General features: G+C 72.6%; 13 protein-coding genes and 4 pseudogenes. 10 read left to right on the top strand and 7 right to left on the bottom strand.

Annotation, left to right across the window (positions count from 1 at the left end; translation table 11 throughout):
* Nucleotides 1–23 precede the first annotated feature (23 nt).
* On the bottom strand, nt 24–638 hold the full coding sequence (locus K1J60_RS40185) for a dihydrofolate reductase family protein (RefSeq protein ID WP_220651918.1): 615 nt from the start codon (nt 636–638) through the stop codon (nt 24–26).
* Nucleotides 639–892: 254 nt separating this feature from the next.
* Between K1J60_RS40185 and K1J60_RS40180 the strand changes: the two genes are divergently transcribed.
* The 3 genes from K1J60_RS40180 to K1J60_RS40170 all read left to right on the top strand — a co-directional run bounded on the left by K1J60_RS40180 (nt 893) and on the right by K1J60_RS40170 (nt 6,406).
* Nucleotides 893–2,083, top strand: a complete 1,191-nt coding sequence (locus tag K1J60_RS40180) for a carboxylate-amine ligase (RefSeq protein ID WP_220650514.1) — start codon at nt 893–895, stop codon at nt 2,081–2,083.
* A 244-nt stretch (nt 2,084–2,327) separates the two neighbouring features.
* A complete protein-coding gene (locus K1J60_RS40175) occupies nt 2,328–4,112 on the top strand; it encodes an N-acetylglutaminylglutamine amidotransferase (RefSeq protein ID WP_220650513.1) in 1,785 nt (594 codons plus the stop codon).
* Nucleotides 4,085–6,406, top strand: a complete 2,322-nt coding sequence (locus K1J60_RS40170; protein WP_259408122.1) for a S9 family peptidase — start codon at nt 4,085–4,087, stop codon at nt 6,404–6,406. The genes K1J60_RS40175 and K1J60_RS40170 overlap by 28 nt, the downstream gene beginning before the upstream one ends.
* A gap of 229 nt (nt 6,407–6,635) precedes the next feature.
* Here the strand turns inward: K1J60_RS40170 and K1J60_RS47300 are convergent.
* The 3 genes and pseudogenes from K1J60_RS47300 to K1J60_RS40160 all read right to left on the bottom strand — a co-directional run.
* Nucleotides 6,636–6,884: pseudogene (locus K1J60_RS47300) on the bottom strand (phosphatase PAP2 family protein); the annotation flags it as partial.
* Nucleotides 6,881–7,066, bottom strand: a complete 186-nt coding sequence (locus K1J60_RS40165) for a hypothetical protein (RefSeq protein ID WP_220650512.1) — start codon at nt 7,064–7,066, stop codon at nt 6,881–6,883. The pseudogene K1J60_RS47300 and the gene K1J60_RS40165, both read right to left, overlap by 4 nt.
* 111 nt (nt 7,067–7,177) lie before the next feature.
* Nucleotides 7,178–7,666 (bottom strand): DUF5709 domain-containing protein, encoded by a 489-nt coding sequence (locus K1J60_RS40160; protein ID WP_220650511.1) that lies wholly within the window; start codon nt 7,664–7,666, stop codon nt 7,178–7,180.
* 215 nt (nt 7,667–7,881) lie between these two features.
* On the opposite strand from K1J60_RS40160, the gene K1J60_RS40155 reads away from it, so the two are divergent.
* Nucleotides 7,882–8,019: a hypothetical protein gene (locus tag K1J60_RS40155; RefSeq protein WP_220652008.1), complete on the top strand. Its 138-nt coding sequence runs from the start codon at nt 7,882–7,884 to the stop codon at nt 8,017–8,019.
* 146 nt (nt 8,020–8,165) lie between these two features.
* Here K1J60_RS40155 and K1J60_RS46415 read toward each other — a convergent pair.
* Nucleotides 8,166–8,288 (bottom strand): annotated as a pseudogene (locus tag K1J60_RS46415) (SDR family NAD(P)-dependent oxidoreductase); the annotation flags it as partial.
* Nucleotides 8,289–8,580: 292 nt separating this feature from the next.
* Between K1J60_RS46415 and K1J60_RS40145 the strand changes: the two are divergent.
* From K1J60_RS40145 to K1J60_RS40135, 3 genes are all read left to right on the top strand, one after another.
* Nucleotides 8,581–9,426 (top strand): glycoside hydrolase family 16 protein, encoded by an 846-nt coding sequence (locus K1J60_RS40145; RefSeq protein WP_259408121.1) that lies wholly within the window; start codon nt 8,581–8,583, stop codon nt 9,424–9,426.
* A gap of 227 nt (nt 9,427–9,653) precedes the next feature.
* On the top strand, nt 9,654–10,418 hold the full coding sequence (locus K1J60_RS40140; protein ID WP_220650509.1) for an IclR family transcriptional regulator: 765 nt from the start codon (nt 9,654–9,656) through the stop codon (nt 10,416–10,418).
* Between the two features lie 233 nt (nt 10,419–10,651).
* Entirely contained in the window at nt 10,652–11,692 is a 1,041-nt protein-coding gene (locus K1J60_RS40135) for a PP2C family protein-serine/threonine phosphatase (RefSeq protein ID WP_259408361.1), read from the top strand.
* 185 nt (nt 11,693–11,877) lie between these two features.
* On the opposite strand, the gene K1J60_RS40130 is transcribed toward K1J60_RS40135, so the two are convergent.
* On the bottom strand, nt 11,878–12,393 hold the full coding sequence (locus tag K1J60_RS40130) for a hypothetical protein (RefSeq protein ID WP_220650507.1): 516 nt from the start codon (nt 12,391–12,393) through the stop codon (nt 11,878–11,880).
* A 263-nt stretch (nt 12,394–12,656) separates the two neighbouring features.
* Here K1J60_RS40130 and K1J60_RS46410 point away from each other — a divergent pair.
* Nucleotides 12,657–12,758: pseudogene (locus tag K1J60_RS46410) on the top strand (SAM-dependent methyltransferase); the annotation flags it as partial.
* Between the two features lie 165 nt (nt 12,759–12,923).
* Here the strand turns inward: K1J60_RS46410 and K1J60_RS40125 are convergent.
* On the bottom strand, nt 12,924–13,451 hold the full coding sequence (locus K1J60_RS40125; protein WP_220650506.1) for a DinB family protein: 528 nt from the start codon (nt 13,449–13,451) through the stop codon (nt 12,924–12,926).
* Nucleotides 13,452–13,821: 370 nt separating this feature from the next.
* On the opposite strand from K1J60_RS40125, the gene K1J60_RS40120 reads away from it, so the two are divergent.
* Nucleotides 13,822–14,628 (top strand): nucleotidyltransferase domain-containing protein, encoded by an 807-nt coding sequence (locus tag K1J60_RS40120; protein WP_220650505.1) that lies wholly within the window; start codon nt 13,822–13,824, stop codon nt 14,626–14,628.
* Between the two features lie 34 nt (nt 14,629–14,662).
* A pseudogene (locus K1J60_RS47295) lies at nt 14,663–14,830 on the top strand (transposase); the annotation flags it as partial.
* Between the last annotated feature and the right edge of the window lie 145 nt (nt 14,831–14,975).

Here is a 14,975-nt window from a genome sequence, read left to right as displayed (position 1 = left end):
CTTGCGGCGGGAGTACGTGGCCATCACCGCACGAAGCGGTACTTCAGGTGCGTGGCGAGCGGGGTGTGGACCACCCTGACCGTTTCGAGGTCGTGCCGCCCCGCGTCCGGGTCGTCGAAGAGCCGCAGCCCCGCCCCGAGGAGCACGGGCACGACATGCAGTTGCAGCTCGTCGACGAGCCCTTCCCGCAGGTACTGGCGCACCGTGTCGGCCCCGCCCGCGATGTCGACGTCGCGGCTCCCGGCGGCGGCCCTCGCCCGGTCGAGGGCGCTGTGGACCCCGTCGGTGACGAAGGTGAAGGTGGTGCCGCCCTCCTTGACCAGGGTGGGCCTCGGACGGTGGGTCAGCACGAAGACGGGGGTGCGGAAGGGCGGGTTGTCGCCCCAGAACTCCTCACCCGTGTCGTACATCGTCCGGCCCATGATCACCGCCCCGGTGGCGTCGAACCACTCCCGCATCAGTTCGGAGTCCCGGTTCTCCTCGCCGCCGGCCATGCCCTGGCGCTCGCGCCAGCTCGCCAGGTTGTGGATCCACTCGAAGAGCGGCTCGGCGCCGTCGCCTCCCGGGTTGTCGAGGGAGACGCCGGTGCCGGCGACGTACCCGTCGAGGGAGATGGCCAAATCCGCAGTCACGGTCACGGTCACGGTGGGGTACTCCTGAAGTCCTGGGTTGTTCTGCCTTCACTCTCACGTCGATCGGGGAGTGCCGCCCTCGACATCACCCGCCACATCCGGCGCCGCGACCGGCTCGACACCGCTCACACGGGGCGCATTGGCGGCAGAAGTGCAGAGATGGGACTATTTGTGCGTTTGTCGGGAACTCGCACCACGCAGCGGTCGTCGAAGGGCTCAGGCCCGGCGGACGATCTTCGGGTACGGATGAGGGAGAAGCCGTGACCGTTCGTGTAGGCGTAGAGGAAGAGTTTCATGTTCTGGACGCGGAGAACGGGCGGCTGGTCCCCGGGGCCGGCGCGGTCCTCGGTCGACTGCCCGGACCCGAGTTCAAGGCCGAGCTCCAGCGCTCGGCGGTGGAGTGGAACAGCCCCGTCCACTCCACGCTCGACTCCCTGCACGCCGATCTGCGCGGGGCACGGCGGCGGCTGGACGAGGCGGCCACCGGACTCGGCCTGGCCGTGGTCGCGGCCGGTACCGTACCGTTCGCACGGGTGACGCCCGGTGACGCCACGCCCGATTTCCGTTACCGGTCCCTGGTCGACGAGTACCGCAAGGTCGCCGACGAACAGCTCGTGTGCAGCGCGCAGGTCCACGTCGACGTGCCGGATCGGGACACGGCCGTCCGGATCATGTGCGGTGTCTCGCCCTGGCTGCCCCCGCTGCTGGCCCTGTCCGCCAGCTCGCCGTTCTGGCTCGGCTCGGACACGGGCTACGCGAGCTGGCGCACGATGCTGTGGCAGCGCTGGCCCACCGCGGGACCGGTCGGCTGCTTCGCCGGGGCCGCCGACTACGACGCGGCGGTCGAGGACCTGATCCGCTCGGGCGTGATCAAGGACCCGGGGATGGTCTACTACGACCTGCGGCCGAGCGAACACCAGCCGACTCTGGAGCTGCGCATCTGCGACGCCTGCCCGCGCGCCGAGACGGTCGTCCTCATAGCCGGCCTGTTCCGCGCCCTCGTCGAGGACGCCAAGGCCGGCCTGGGGCAGCCCGGCACGGGCTGCGACGGCAGGCACGAGTGGCTGAGGGCCGCGGTCTGGCGGGCCGCGCAGGCGGGCCTGGAGGGCTCCCTGGTCGACCCGGCCACCCGCGTCGCCGCGCCCGCCCGCGAGGTTCTGCAGACCATGATCCGAAGGCTGCGCCCCGTCCTGGAGGCCCTCGGCGACTGGGACACCGTCCGCACGCTCACCGAGGAGGCGCTGGCCCGGGGCAGCGCGGCACACCGGCTGCGCGGGGTCGCCGAGCAGGAGGGCATGCTCGCCTGCGTCAGGGCCGCCGTCGCCGAGACCCGCGGCGAGTACGGACGGGGCATCGGCCCCGGAGCCGTCCGCCGGCCCGTGGCCGCCGCCGGCGGGGCCGGACCCACGGGGACCACCGCGGCCTACTCGGTGGAGTCCGTGGGCGGCTGAACACCCACGCGGTGGTGCGGGAGGCAGGCACCGGCTCTCGCCCACCGCCACAGGTCACGGCGCGGAGACCCACGACGCAGAATCCGTCGTCCGCCCCGTGGTGCCGGTGCCACCGTGATCAAGGAGTGGCTCGCATGCCCAGCAGCAAGACGGAGACGCACCGCGAACGCACCGGCTCGTGCTCGACCGAGGCTTCGCCTCCGGGCCCGTCCGACGGACACCCCCTGCGAGGAGGTGCTGTCTGATGTGCGGTCTCTGCGGAGAGATCCGCTTCGACGGCGGGCGGCCGGACCTGGCCGCCGTCGAGCGCATGACCGACCGACTTGCTCCCCGGGGCCCGGACGGCAGAGGCCTGTGGTCGCAGAACGCCGTCGCCCTCGGGCACCGCAGGCTGAAGATCATCGACTTGTCCGAGTGCGGGGCCCAGCCGATGACGGACCCCGCGGGCCGGATCGCGGGTGTCTTCAACGGCTGCATCTACAACTACAAGGAGTTGCGTGCGGAGCTGCGCGGCCTCGGCCACCGCTTCTTCTCCGGCTCCGACACCGAGGTGGTGCTCAAGGCCTACCAGCAGTGGGGCACCTCCTGCGTCGACCACTTCTACGGCATGTTCGCCTTCGCCATCGTCGAGCAGGCCACGGGACGCCTGGTACTGGCCCGTGACCGGCTGGGCATCAAGCCGCTGTACCTGGCCCACGCGCCGGGACGGCTGCGGTTCGCCTCCTCGCTGCCCGCGCTCCTGGCGGGCGGCGGCGTCGACACCTCGCTCGACCCGGTCGCGCTGCACCAGTACCTGAGCTGGCACGCCACGGTGGCCGCACCGCACACCGTGCTCGCGGGCGTGCGCAAGCTCCCGGCGGCCACCGTGCGGGTGGTGGAGCCCGACGGCAGCCATCGCGACATCCGCTACTGGCAGCCGTCGTACACCCGCCGGCCCGAGGACGCGGGGATGGACGCGGACGACTGGCGGGACGCGGTGCTCGACGCGCTGCGCACCGCCGTACGCCGGCGCATGGTCGCCGACGTGCCCGTGGGCGTCCTGCTGTCGGGCGGCCTCGACTCCAGCCTGATCGTGGCGCTGCTGGCCGAGGAGGGGCAGCGCGATCTCGCGACGTTCAGCGTGGGCTTCGAGTCCGAGGGCGGCGAGGAGGGCGACGAGTTCCCCTACTCGGACCTGGTCGCGCGGCGTTTCGGCACCGACCACCACCAGCTGATGGTGCCCTCGGACCGGGTGTCGACGGCCCTGGACGGGGCGATCGAGGCGATGAGCGAACCGATGGTCAGCCACGACGTGGTGGCCTTCCACCTGCTCGCGGAACAGGTCGCGAAGGAGGTGAAGGTCGTGCAGAGCGGCCAGGGTGCCGACGAGGTCTTCGCCGGCTACCACTGGTACCCGGACATCGCCGCGGCCCCGAGGGAGCGGGCCGCCGAGGCGTACGCCGAGACCTACTTCGACCGGTCGCACACCGACCTCACCGCGATGCTGCAACCGCACGTACTGCCCGAGCACGACGTGTCCGACCGCTTCGTGCGGGAGCACATGGCACGCCCGGGCGCCGAGACCGCGCTCGACGCGACGCTCCGGCTCGACGCCGAGGTGATGCTCGTCGACGACCCGGTCAAACGCGTCGACAACATGACCATGGACTGGGGCCTGGAGGCCCGGGTCCCGTTCCTCGACCACGAGCTCGTGGAGCTGGCCGCCGTCTGCCCGCCGGAGCTGAAGCTCGCCGACGGCGGCAAGGGGGTCCTCAAGGCCGCGGGCCGCCGGGTCCTGCCCGCCGAGGTCGTCGACCGGCCGAAGGGATACTTCCCAGTCCCCGCCGTCAAGCACATGGCGGGCCCCGTGCTGGGGCGGGTCCGTGAGGCGCTGTCCGCGCCGGAGGCCAGGTCACGCGGCGTGTTCCAGGACGCCTACGTGGAAAGGCTGCTGGCGGCCCCGGACGAGCACCGCGCCAGGCGTGGGGCGAACGAGCTGTGGCAGATGGCTTTGCTGGAGATATGGCTGCAAACGCACGGAATCAGGTGACAGGGGAACACCCCCTCACGGGCTCCCCCCGCCCCTCCCCCGTCGGCGAGGACCTCGTCGACGGGATGCCGTGGCGCCCCGAGGAGCACGGGCCCGCCGCCGGGGTGCCGGGGGCCGGCGGCCACGCCCGCACGGCCGGCGTCCCGCCGCCGACGGCCGCCACGGCTCCGGCGCAGGTCCCGCTGCCCGACACCGCCGCGCCGCTGGACACACCACAGCCGTTGCGGTCGCACGGCTGCTGGTACCCGTCGGTGGATCCCAGCGGCAGGTACGTCGCGTTCATCTGCGACCGGGGCGGGGTGCCCCAGCTGTGGACCGGGCCGGTCGGAGGGGACGAGGTCCATCTGCTGGACTCCGATCCCCACCCGGTCAAGGAGGTGGCCTGGTCGCCCGACGGCCGCTGGATCGCCTACACCACCGCCCCGGGCGGAGGCGAGCACACCAGGGTGCTGTGCGTACGGCCCGACGGGACCGGACGGCGCATCCTCGCCGGTGCCGAACCGGGCAGCTCCGCCTACCTGGGCTGCTGGCAGCACGACGGCAGGGCCGTCGCCGTCACCGTCGCCGAGCCGGTCCTCACACCGGGCGGGGCCGACGGCGAGGAGGGGGCCGCTCCCACGGGTCCCGGCCTCGCCGACCCGGGCACCTACACCGTCCCCCGGCCGGCGGGCTGGGCCACCCGCGACGGCCGGGCCGTGCTGCTGGGCGGCCCGCACCACGGCGACGCCGGTGCCGGGTCCGGCCGCGACACGGAGATCCCTCAGCCCCACGGCGCGGGAATGCCCGGCGTCCACGAGAGGGACGGCGGCGCGTCGGCCCGGGAGCGGACGTCGGGCGGAGGACTGGCCGCCTATCTCGTGGACCCCCTGGGCGTGGCGGCCCCCACCCTGCTGGCGGTCGAACGCGGCGCCGCGACCCTGCGCGTGTGCGACATCAGCAGGGACGGGCGGCTGGCACTCCTGCGCCGGGGGCCGCGCGGCCGTCGCGAGGCCCTCGTCGTACGGACCGGCGACCTGCGGACCACCTTCGCCCTGCACGTCGCCGACGGCGACCCGTGGATCGGCCGGTTCTCCCCGGACGGCGCGACGCTGTGGCTGCGCAGCGACGCGGCACGCGAGTTCGCCGCGCTGTTCGCCGTCCGCCTGGACGCCGAGGGCGAGTCGCCGGGTCTGACCGTCGCCGCCGAGCGCGGGGACTGCGGACTGGAGCTGCTGGCGCTCGGACACGACGGGTACACCGCGGCCCTGGCCTGGAACGTGCGCGGCGCCACCGAGCTGGAGGTCACCTCCGTGTCGCCGACGTCCGCCGGGCAGGCCCGGGTGGGGCCGTCGCGGAGGGTGTCGCTGCCGCACGAGGTGGTGACGCGTATCCCGCAGGTCGACGGCCGCGCGGGACTGGTGCTGGCCCTGTCCGGCTCGCAGCGCCGCCCCGGGGTGTGGTGGTTCCCCGAGGGCGCGGCGCGGCGCACCGCGTGGTCGTCCCGGGACGAGGACGCCGTCCCGCCCGGCCGGCCGCCCGTGCGTCCCGTGCCGCTGCGGCCCGTCGCACGGGACGGGCTGCCGCTGAGCGGCTGGTACTACCGGGCTCCGGACCGGGGCGCCGGGGAACCCGCACCCTGTGTGATCCATCTGCACGGCGGGCCCGAGGAGCAGGAACGCCCGGTGTTCAACCCGCTCTACCACGAGCTGCTGGGCCGGGGGCTCGATGTCTTCGCGCCGGACGTGCGCGGCTCGTCGGGGCACGGCCGGTCGTTCGTCGACGCCGACCTCGGTACGGGCCGGTTCGCCGCGATCGAGGACGTCGCCGCCTGCGCGGCCCATGTCGTCGTCGCCGGTCTCGCCGATCCACGGCGGCTGGCCGTCATGGGGCGCTCCTACGGCGGCTACCTGGTGATGGCCTCCCTCGTGTGGCACCCGGACCTCTTCCGCACCGGCGTAGCGGCCTGCGGCATGTCCGACTTCACGACCTTCTACGCCGGTACCGAGCCGTGGATCGCGGAGTCGGCCGCGCACAAGTACGGCCACCCGGAACACGACCGTGAGCTGCTGCACGCGCTGTCCCCGATGACCCGCGTGGACGCCCTGCGCGTACCGGTCCTCACGGTCCACGGCGAGCACGACACCAATGTGCCGCTCGGCGAGTCGGAGCAGTTCGTCCGCGCGGCCCGGGAGCGGGGTCTGCGGGCCGAACTGCTGCTGCTCCGCGACGAGGGCCACGACTTCCTGCGCGCGGACAGCCGAAGGATCTTCCGCCGGACCGCCGCGGACTGGCTCCAGCGCCACATCGCCGAGTAGGCCGCCGACGTCCCCGGCCACCGCGCGGGGCACCGACCCGGGCGTGGTCAGGGCAGACGGCGGCGTGCTCGGGGCGGACGGCGGCGTGCTCGGGGCAGACGGCGGCGTGCTCGGGGCAGACGGCGGACGACGAGGAGGGGCAGGCGCGGGAGGCGGCGGGCGGTCCAGCACCGGCCAGGCCGATCACGGCGTCGGCGGCGACATCGCTCGGGAAGTGGGCTCCGCTCCGCACCCGATCGACGGCCACGAGCACGGTGGGGACCGCACACGCGGCGCCGGCCGCGGGCCAGGAAGGCCGGACCACGGCCGTGAAGGCGACCGCCCCGGCGGTGCCCCGGCGGTGTGTGGCCGGACGGGAAGGACGAGGACGCGGGACGGTCCTCGACTCGGCGGCGTGCGGGAACCACCCCTTCGGCGGCCGGCGCCGGTCGATCAGCTGCTTGCCGACGGCGTTGGAGCCGACCTGCGCCGACGTCATCGCCGCCGGCGCCGACCGCGCCCGCCGCCCCACCAGACCATCACCACGGCCGCCGCGCACCACGGCTTGGCGCTCCCGGCGGTCTCCTCCACCGCCCACAGCGGCTTGCCCACACGGACGGGGTCCCAGGCCGCCGGCCGCCGGGCGATCCACCGATCAGCCGCGCGGAGCCGGGCCGACACTCTCATGCTCCAGGTACGCCCCGGTCGCCCCGAGAGCGCGCAAGGCCCCGCGCGGCACGGCGGTGAAGACGTCGGCTCCGGCGCGGTCGCGGGCCGGAGCCGTGCGGCCGTTCAGTCCTGCGGCGGGTCCGCCAGGGGCAGCCGGTCGTCGGGGACGACGTGCATCGCCGCCTCCTCGGCTCCGGCCGCTCCGCCGTCGATGCCCTCGTCCTCGGCGACGAGTTCCTTGGTGGTGTCCGTCCGGGCGCCCTCGTCGGGTGCGACGAGGCGGCCGGCGCGGTCCGATCCGGCCTCCGGATCCAGGGGTTCGCCCTCCCCTCCCGGGAGGTCGCCGATGCCGTCCCCGGCCGGGACCTGCACGTCGGGCTCTTCCTGACGCAGTCTGGCGTCCAGGCTCTCGCCCTCGTGCTGCTCCGCCGCCGTGGTGCCGCTCTTGGTGACACCCAGCGGCCTCTCCGGCGGCGAATAGCCCTCGTCCAGCATGTCGTCGTACGTACGTTCGTCGATGGCGTCCTGGAGATCCAGGGGAGCGGCGTCCTCCTGCTCCTCGCCGCCACCGGTGGGCTGGTAGGCGTCGTCCGCCATGTTCTCGTCGCTCATGATCGCCTCCGGGAGGGTCGGCCGGTTCGTGTCTCCGTGCGGAGTACCGAGTTCCGCGGGGTGTGACACCTCTGCACGGCTCTGTACCGCGACCCGTACGGCTCCCTACCGCGACCGCCCCCCTCGTCGCGTCGGCCGGGCGCGCGCCTCGGCCATCCGTGCGGTGCCCGCGCTCCCCGCGTTACCGGCCGACCCGGGCGGGCAGTCGGGTCGGCATGAATCAGAGTCCGCGCACCCCACTGGTCGACAGTTCGCTCGCGGCCCTCGTCAAGGGGTACACCTGGCTGCCAGATCGTCGCCGACGTACCGCCGACCCCCTGGTCCGCGCCCGCCTGACGGGACCGAAGGCGTAGACGGCCGCCTTGTCGACCCAGACGTCCATCCGGCCGACTCCCCCACGGCGCGCCCCGCCAGGTCCTCGACCGCCTTGGCGTCCGTCATGTCGGTCGGCACGACGAGCGTCCGCGCCCCATGGTGCCTCTCGCGCCCCATGGTGCCTCTCGCACTCCCGAGCGGTCGCCTCCAGCACCTCCTCACGGCGGGCGGCCTGCACCACGGCACACCCCTTGCGCGCGAAGGCCTCGGTCGTGGCCCTGCCGATCCCGCTGGACGCTCTCGTCACCACCACGACGTGTCTCCCTCAGTCGCATTCCGCACCTCCTCAGGTCCGACGTCCCGGACGTGTCGAGTCCTGCTCCGCGGTCCGAGTACCGGAAACCGCCGATTCACCTCGGCGGCGGCGGAGCGCGGCCGTCCGGTAGGCGACCCGTTCCGGGGATGGCGCCGGAGCGGTCGCGCGGTGACGATGCCCCCTCGCACCACGTATCCCGCACCGGGTCGAAAGGGGCTTTCCGATGGGTTCGCACGCGGCACCGAAACGTCGTGGACGCGCACTCGGACCCTCCCTGGGTCTCATGCTGCTGGTGGCGCTCGTCGGCGTTCCCCGTGCCGAGGGAGCGCCGGTGTCGGCCGACGCCTGCCGTGTCGCGGGCACCGAACTGCCCCGGGGCGACTGCGGGCCGTTCTGGCAGGTCCTCGCGGAGGACTTCGACGGCGACCGGGTGCCGCTCGGCGGATTCAGCGACTGCGAGCACCGGGTCGACACCTCCGCCGCGCACTGCGGGGGCCTGCGCGGCGCGTACCGCGACAACTGGTGGGCGTACCCGACGGGTTGGCGCGACACGGCCAACGACAGGGGCCGGGACGTCGTGGGTGTCTACCACCCGGAGGACACCGTGAGCGTGGGCCCTGCGGAGAACGGCGACGGCCGCATGTTCATCCGGATGTGGCGGCCCGCCGACGGGGGCCCGGTGCACGCTGCCGCGGTGGTACCCCGTGCGGTCATGCAGATGAAGTACGGCAAGTACAGCGCCCGTATCAAGGTGACGAAGCTCGCCCCGGGCTACAAGTCTGCCTGGCTGCACTACGGCGGGGGCTGCGAGATGGACCATCCCGAGGGTGAGTGGACCGGCGACCTCACCGCCTTCCACCATCCCTGCGGTGGCGGTGAGCAGGGCTACTTCCCGGGGAGCGACGACTGGACGCGGTGGCACACCGTGTCGACGGAGTGGACGCCCGGCCACGTGCGGTTCTTCGTGGACGGGCGGCAGGTGGGTCACGACACGAGGAACGTGCCGGACCGGCCGCTGTCGTGGGTGCTGCAGAACGAGAGCGCCCTGGAGGGGCCGGGCGCGGCCCCGGGCAGCAGCGCCCAGCTCGACATCACCTGGGTGGCGGCCTACGCGTACGGGTGGAAGTGATCATCCGGCGCGGGCGGGCGGAACCGGCGGCGGGCGCGTGGCGGTGGGTTTGGATCAGTGGGCTTGGATCGGTGGGCTTGGATCGGTGGGCTTGGATCAGTGGGCTTGGAGCCGTCGGCCGGGAGCCGTCGGCCCGGAGCCGTTTGCCGGGAGCGGTCGGCCCGGAGCCGTCTGCCCGTCCGCGGGCGGAGCTTGCCCGGGCCGCGCGCCCGGCGCACGCTGGTCGTATGGCTGCGCAAGAAGGCCCCGGCCCCACACTCATCACCTCCGTGCAGCGGGCCTTCCGCCTGCTGGAGGCGGTGAGCGCCCACGAGAACGGCGCGCCGGCGAAGCAGCTGGCCCGGGAGACCGGGCTGCCCCTGGCCACCGCCTACCACCTGCTACGGACCCTGGTCCACGACGGCTACCTGCGGAAGCTGGCCGACGGCGGGTTCGTGCTGGGCGACAAGGTGACCGCCCTGCACGCCACCGGCCGGGGGCAGGCACTGCTCAGCCGGGTCCGGCCGACGCTCGCCGCACTGCGGGACGAGCTCACCAGCGCCGCGTACCTCACTTTCTACGAGGACGGTGAGATCCGGGTCGCCGAGATCGTGGACAGCACCCGAGCGCCCCGGGTGGACCTCTGGGTGGGGTTCGAGGACGCCGGGCACGCCACCGCGCTGGGCAAGTCGGTGCTGCGCGAACTGGACGAGGAGTCCCGCAAGGACTACCTCTCCCGGCACCACCTGGCCGACCTCACCCCGAGGACCATCACCGACGCGCCGGAACTGCTCCGCCGGCTGGACTCCTCCCCCATCGCGCCGGCCGTCACGGACCTGGAGGAGTACGCCCTCGGCACGGTCTGTGTCGCGGTGCCCGTGTACAGCGGGGACACACTCGGCTCGCTCGGGGTGTCGCTGCGGGCGGACCGGCTCTCCCGGCTCGACGAGGTCCGGGCCCGGCTGCTCCCGACCGCGAGCCGGGTGACCAGGGGCCTGTCGCTCACTATCTGAAAATCGACTCCTTGTGGTGCCCTAGCCAATCCTCTTTCCTGGATCAAACGGACAATTCCGGAGTGCATGCTCCACGCACAGGTGAGGACTGCGGGCGAAACATGAGTCACACCCGAGAGCTCGGTGGCGACCACGGAACGATCGGGCCGTCCCGGAAACGACCGGCCGCCCCGGGGGCGGAGGCCCGGAGCCGGGTCACCACCCAGATGGCCTCCGGCACGCCCGTACTGCCCATGCTGATCGTCTCCGTCATCGTGGTCGTCGCCCTGTTCGGCGGGGCCGGGCTGACCTGGCTGCCGCTGCTCGCCGCCGGGCCCGCGCTGGCCGCCACCACCAGCGGGCCGGGCGGCGTTTTCTGCGTCGGGCTGCTCGCCGGGGTGCTGGGCACGATGCTCGGCGTCCGGGAAGGGGCGCCGGGCGGTGCGCTGGCCGCCGTGCTGTCCGCGCTGGCGGCCGTCACCCTGGCGAGCGGCCTGGCCGCCGCGTTGCGGGGGCGACGCGAACGGGTCCTCGCGGCCGTCCGCTCGGTCGCCGAGGCCGCCCAGCACGCCCTTCTCCAGCCGGTGCCCGCGGTCGTCGGCCCGTTCCAGGTGGCCGTCCGGTACAGCGCGGCCGCTGCCGAGGCCCGAATCGGCGGGGATCTGTACGCACTCGTGCCCACCCCCTACGGGGTGCGGCTGATCGTGGGCGATGTGCGCGGCAAGGGGCTGCCGGCGGTGGGGGTCGCCGCTCTGGTGCTCGGGGTGTTCCGCGAGGCGGCGTACGAGGAGCCCGACCTGCTCGCCGTCGTCGACCGGATCGAGCGGAGCCTGGCCCGCAACCTGCGCTGCGACGACTTCGTCACCGCCGTGGTCGCCGGGCACCCCGAGCCGGATCGGCTGGAGCTGGTCAACTGCGGACACGCGCCGCCGCTGCTGGTGCACGGCGATGACGTGGTGCCCGTGGAACCGGCCCTGCCGGCGCCGCCCCTCGGGCTGCGTGCCCTCACGGGCGAGACCCCCGCGCTCCAGACGCTGCCCTTCGCCGACGGTGACCAGCTGCTGCTCTACACCGACGGGGTCACGGAGGCCCGGGACCGCGACCGCGAGTTCTACCCGCTCACACAGCGGCTGGCACACCATCTGTCGGAGGAGCCGGCACACACCCTGACGGCCCTGCACACCGAACTCCTGAAGCACGTGGGCGGCCGCCTGCACGACGACGCGGCCCTCCTCCTGCTCCGCAAGCCGACCTCGGCAGCCGCACCGGCCTCTGACGGGCGATCACGACCCTGACTCGGCCGACTCCGGGGCTTCGGAACACCGGGGGCTCGCGGTAACCGGGGGCTCGGGGTAACCGCGTAGCGGGGTCCCAGAGTCTCGGAACCGCCGGGCCTGCCGCTGTGCCTCCCGACCTCGGCGCGCCGCGGGTCGCCGAGCGGGTATGGAACGGGCCATCTCGAACGCCGCGGACGGGCGGTTCATGACGGTTTCTCGCACACTCCTGTGACCGAGATTCCGAAGCCACCCTTGCTGTCGCCCGCCTGAGCGGCGATCTCCTTCGGTACCGGTCCGGCGCCGAGCATGATGTCCCACTTGCCCGACGAGAGCACGGTGAATTCCACCTCCAGGGCACTGTCGATCTTCCACCCCCGTGTCCGCAGGCGGTGGGCGATCAGGGTGAGTTCAGCACGGCCGGGAAGCTCGGGTGTGAGGATGGCGCCGGATGCCATGCAGGGGGGAACTTTCGCGGCGGCGGCACGTGGGTCCTCCACGACGCGGAAGTGGTCTCCTCCGACGTTCTTCGCGGCGTAGCGAAGGTCGCTCAGTACCTGCTCCATGGTCTTCTCAACGGCTGGCGACGCCTTCCCCGCGGGCGGCGGGGTTGCCGTCGCCGGAGCTCCTGGCGTTGTCGCCTCGGCGCCTCCGCAGGCGGTGAGCAGCAGCGTGGCCGCGATCGTGGCGGCGATCGCCGTGGAGTGTCTGAGCCCTGTCAAAGCCCCGCCCCTGGGTGATGCGGACCCGGCATGGAGCACCAGGTCAGAGGGGGTGAGTGTGCCAGGCCGGGTCCGCGTCCGTCCACAGATCCTCGCCGACGCCGGTACCGCGACTTCCCAGGGACCAATAACCGACGAACCCTCCACCAGCAACCTTGTTCCAACCTGACATCCGCTGGCGCGGCCGCCCTCACAGGCCGACCATGCTGTCCAGAGGCAGGAGGTACGACGCGGAGGACACCGGACGGCCATAGCTCAGGGTCGGCATCCTGGCCGGGTACTCCACCCACCACACGACCCCGCAGTGGCTGCCAAGCCATGTTCGCCGAGTTCCACCGCACCGCACGCTCGCGCCCGGTGGCTACTGAACGGCTGCGAGCCGAGCTCGTCGTCCCTCAGCTCCAGCGCGGTCATCGAGCCCGCGGTGAACCGCCGGTTCGGGTGGGCGTTCCGGGCCAAGCCCGATCATCTTCGGCGACAGATCGACACGGGGTGCTTGCGCGGTCCTCTGTCCGCGTCGCAAGCACGCCTCACGCGCCGGTGACTCCGTCGACCTGCTCGCGGATGAGATCGGCATGACCGTTGTGACGTGCGTATTCCTCGATCATGTGCACCATGATCCAGCGTAGGGAGATTCCCTGATCGCCGACGTGACTCGCCTCCTGCTCGGACAAGCGGCCGGTGTCGTCCAACGACGCGTCAGCGATCAGCTCACGACCTCGGGCGGTCTCCGCTTGCCAGGCAGCCGTCGCCTCGTCGAGTCCTCGTTCCGGCTCAAGGGCAAAGCCGTCAAGGTTGCCCTCTCCGAAGACCGGCGACACGGTCAGACCTGCGAACACACGCTGGAACCAGTTGCGCTCCACCTCGGCCATGTGCTGAACGAGACCGAGCAGCGTCATCGGCGACGGTGACGCAGCAGCAAGCCGTAACTGATCATCCTCCAGGCCCGAACACTTCAGGGCGAGAGTCGCACGGTGAAAGTCCAGCCATGCTTCCAGCATGGCCCGCTCGTCAGCATGGGCGGGTGGGATCGGCCGTCCATCCGGTGTCGTATGCATGAGCACACCCTGGCAGCGGCAGCCGTGGGCCACGACCGTCTTCGCCGGCGACGAACACGCGTCCCGCCCGTCTTCTGCCGCCGGCCAGTGACGTCAAATCTCGTTCCTGGCACAGACCTTGGGGAGCGGTCGCGGAGGGTTACAGCGGTGTTCGACTGCGAGGCTCGACCTCGCGCGGGACCGCGCACATCCCGCCGCCGCAGCGCCCCGCGGGTTGGGGAACGAACGAGGACGGCGAGGTCGCGTCCATCGATCCTGGCGGGCCGGTGCTGCACCGGCCGCTGGCGGATGCTGGGCGGTGCGATTCGCGGACGCCACACCGCCTGGAAAACCGTTCGGCAGCAACAGCGGCACAAGGCACAGTGGCCCCGTGAAGGAACGAGGGCTGGACCGCGACGGAACGATCGCGCGCGAAGGCGCACTGGACCGAGTGTCGGCAGCGTTCGTTCCCGTCGTCGATGCCGCCCGCGCTCATATCACCGAGACGTTCGGCGGAACGCGCCTGCACAGCGCCTACCTCTACGGCAGCATCCCCCGTGGCACCGCCACCCCCGGAGTCTCCGATCTCGACCTTCAGCTCGCCCTCCACGACGAGCCCACCGAAACCGACCGTGCTGACGCCAAAGCGATCGAGGCCTTACTCGACCGTGCGTTCCCGCAGATCGATGGCGTCGGGATCCTGCTGACCAGCACGCGGGTCCTGCTCAGCGACATCGAACGTCACGATGGCGGATTCTTCATCGCCTGCCTCTGCACCCCGTTGCTGGGCCCTGACCTCGCAGAACAACTGCCCCTTTATCGCCCCACAGCCCTACTCGCGCGGGAGACCAACGGTGACCTCGCCCGCGTGCTTCCACACTGGCGTGCCAAAGCAGCCGAAGCCACCACGGAGGCCGATCACCGGACCCTCAGCCGTCTTGTCGGCCGTCGTATCGTCCGCACAGGATTCACTTTGATCATGCCCCGATGGGGCGGCTGGACCAGCGACCTCGACCAGTCCGCCGAACTCTTCGGCCGCTATTACCCCGAGCGCGTCGAGCAGATGCGTGTCGCCGCGTCCCTTGGCCGCGCACCCTCACCCGACCCGGCGGTGCTCGGGATACTCATCAACGACCTCGGCCCCTGGCTCGCAGCAGAGTACACAGCCGTGCACGGCGAGAAAGTCCCACGTCCCTGACGGGCAGCCTCCGCCGTGAACGCAGTGCAAGGCGGACGCGGTCGCGCAGTACCAGCCGCGGCCCGAGGCGGCGATCCGGCAGCTTGCCTCCGCCCTGGGCATCAACCCCGAGACCTTGCGGCACTGGGTTCGGGCGGCTGGCGCAACCCGGGCACCGCGGCGTCCTTCGGCCACAGTCGGGCGCGGCCTCCGCACTCCCTGACCTCGCGGCTCCGGGAGAGGCCAGCGGCTCCGGGGTTTCGGGACCGGCCGGGGGCTCGCTGAAGCCGAGGGGCTGTGCTGCTCCGCGGCTTGGAGCTCCAAGGTCTGTGCCTGTGCCTGTGCCTGTGGCCCTCGACGGCCCCGCT

This window comes from Streptomyces akebiae (assembly GCF_019599145.1).
Lineage (GTDB): Bacteria > Actinomycetota > Actinomycetes > Streptomycetales > Streptomycetaceae > Streptomyces > Streptomyces akebiae.
This window is presented reverse-complemented; position numbering and strand designations above follow the sequence as displayed.

Coding starts and splice junctions, on each gene's coding strand:
- K1J60_RS40145 (WP_259408121.1), top strand. CDS start 8,581: ATGCTGCTGGTGGCGCTCGTCGGCGTTCCCCGTGCCGAGGGAGCGCCG.
- K1J60_RS40155 (WP_220652008.1), top strand. CDS start 7,882: ATGAATCAGAGTCCGCGCACCCCACTGGTCGACAGTTCGCTCGCGGCC.
- K1J60_RS40125 (WP_220650506.1), bottom strand. CDS start 13,451: ATGCATACGACACCGGATGGACGGCCGATCCCACCCGCCCATGCTGAC.
- K1J60_RS40170 (WP_259408122.1), top strand. CDS start 4,085: ATGGCTGCAAACGCACGGAATCAGGTGACAGGGGAACACCCCCTCACG.
- K1J60_RS40140 (WP_220650509.1), top strand. CDS start 9,654: ATGGCTGCGCAAGAAGGCCCCGGCCCCACACTCATCACCTCCGTGCAG.
- K1J60_RS40175 (WP_220650513.1), top strand. CDS start 2,328: ATGTGCGGTCTCTGCGGAGAGATCCGCTTCGACGGCGGGCGGCCGGAC.
- K1J60_RS40160 (WP_220650511.1), bottom strand. CDS start 7,666: ATGAGCGACGAGAACATGGCGGACGACGCCTACCAGCCCACCGGTGGC.
- K1J60_RS40135 (WP_259408361.1), top strand. CDS start 10,652: ATGCTGATCGTCTCCGTCATCGTGGTCGTCGCCCTGTTCGGCGGGGCC.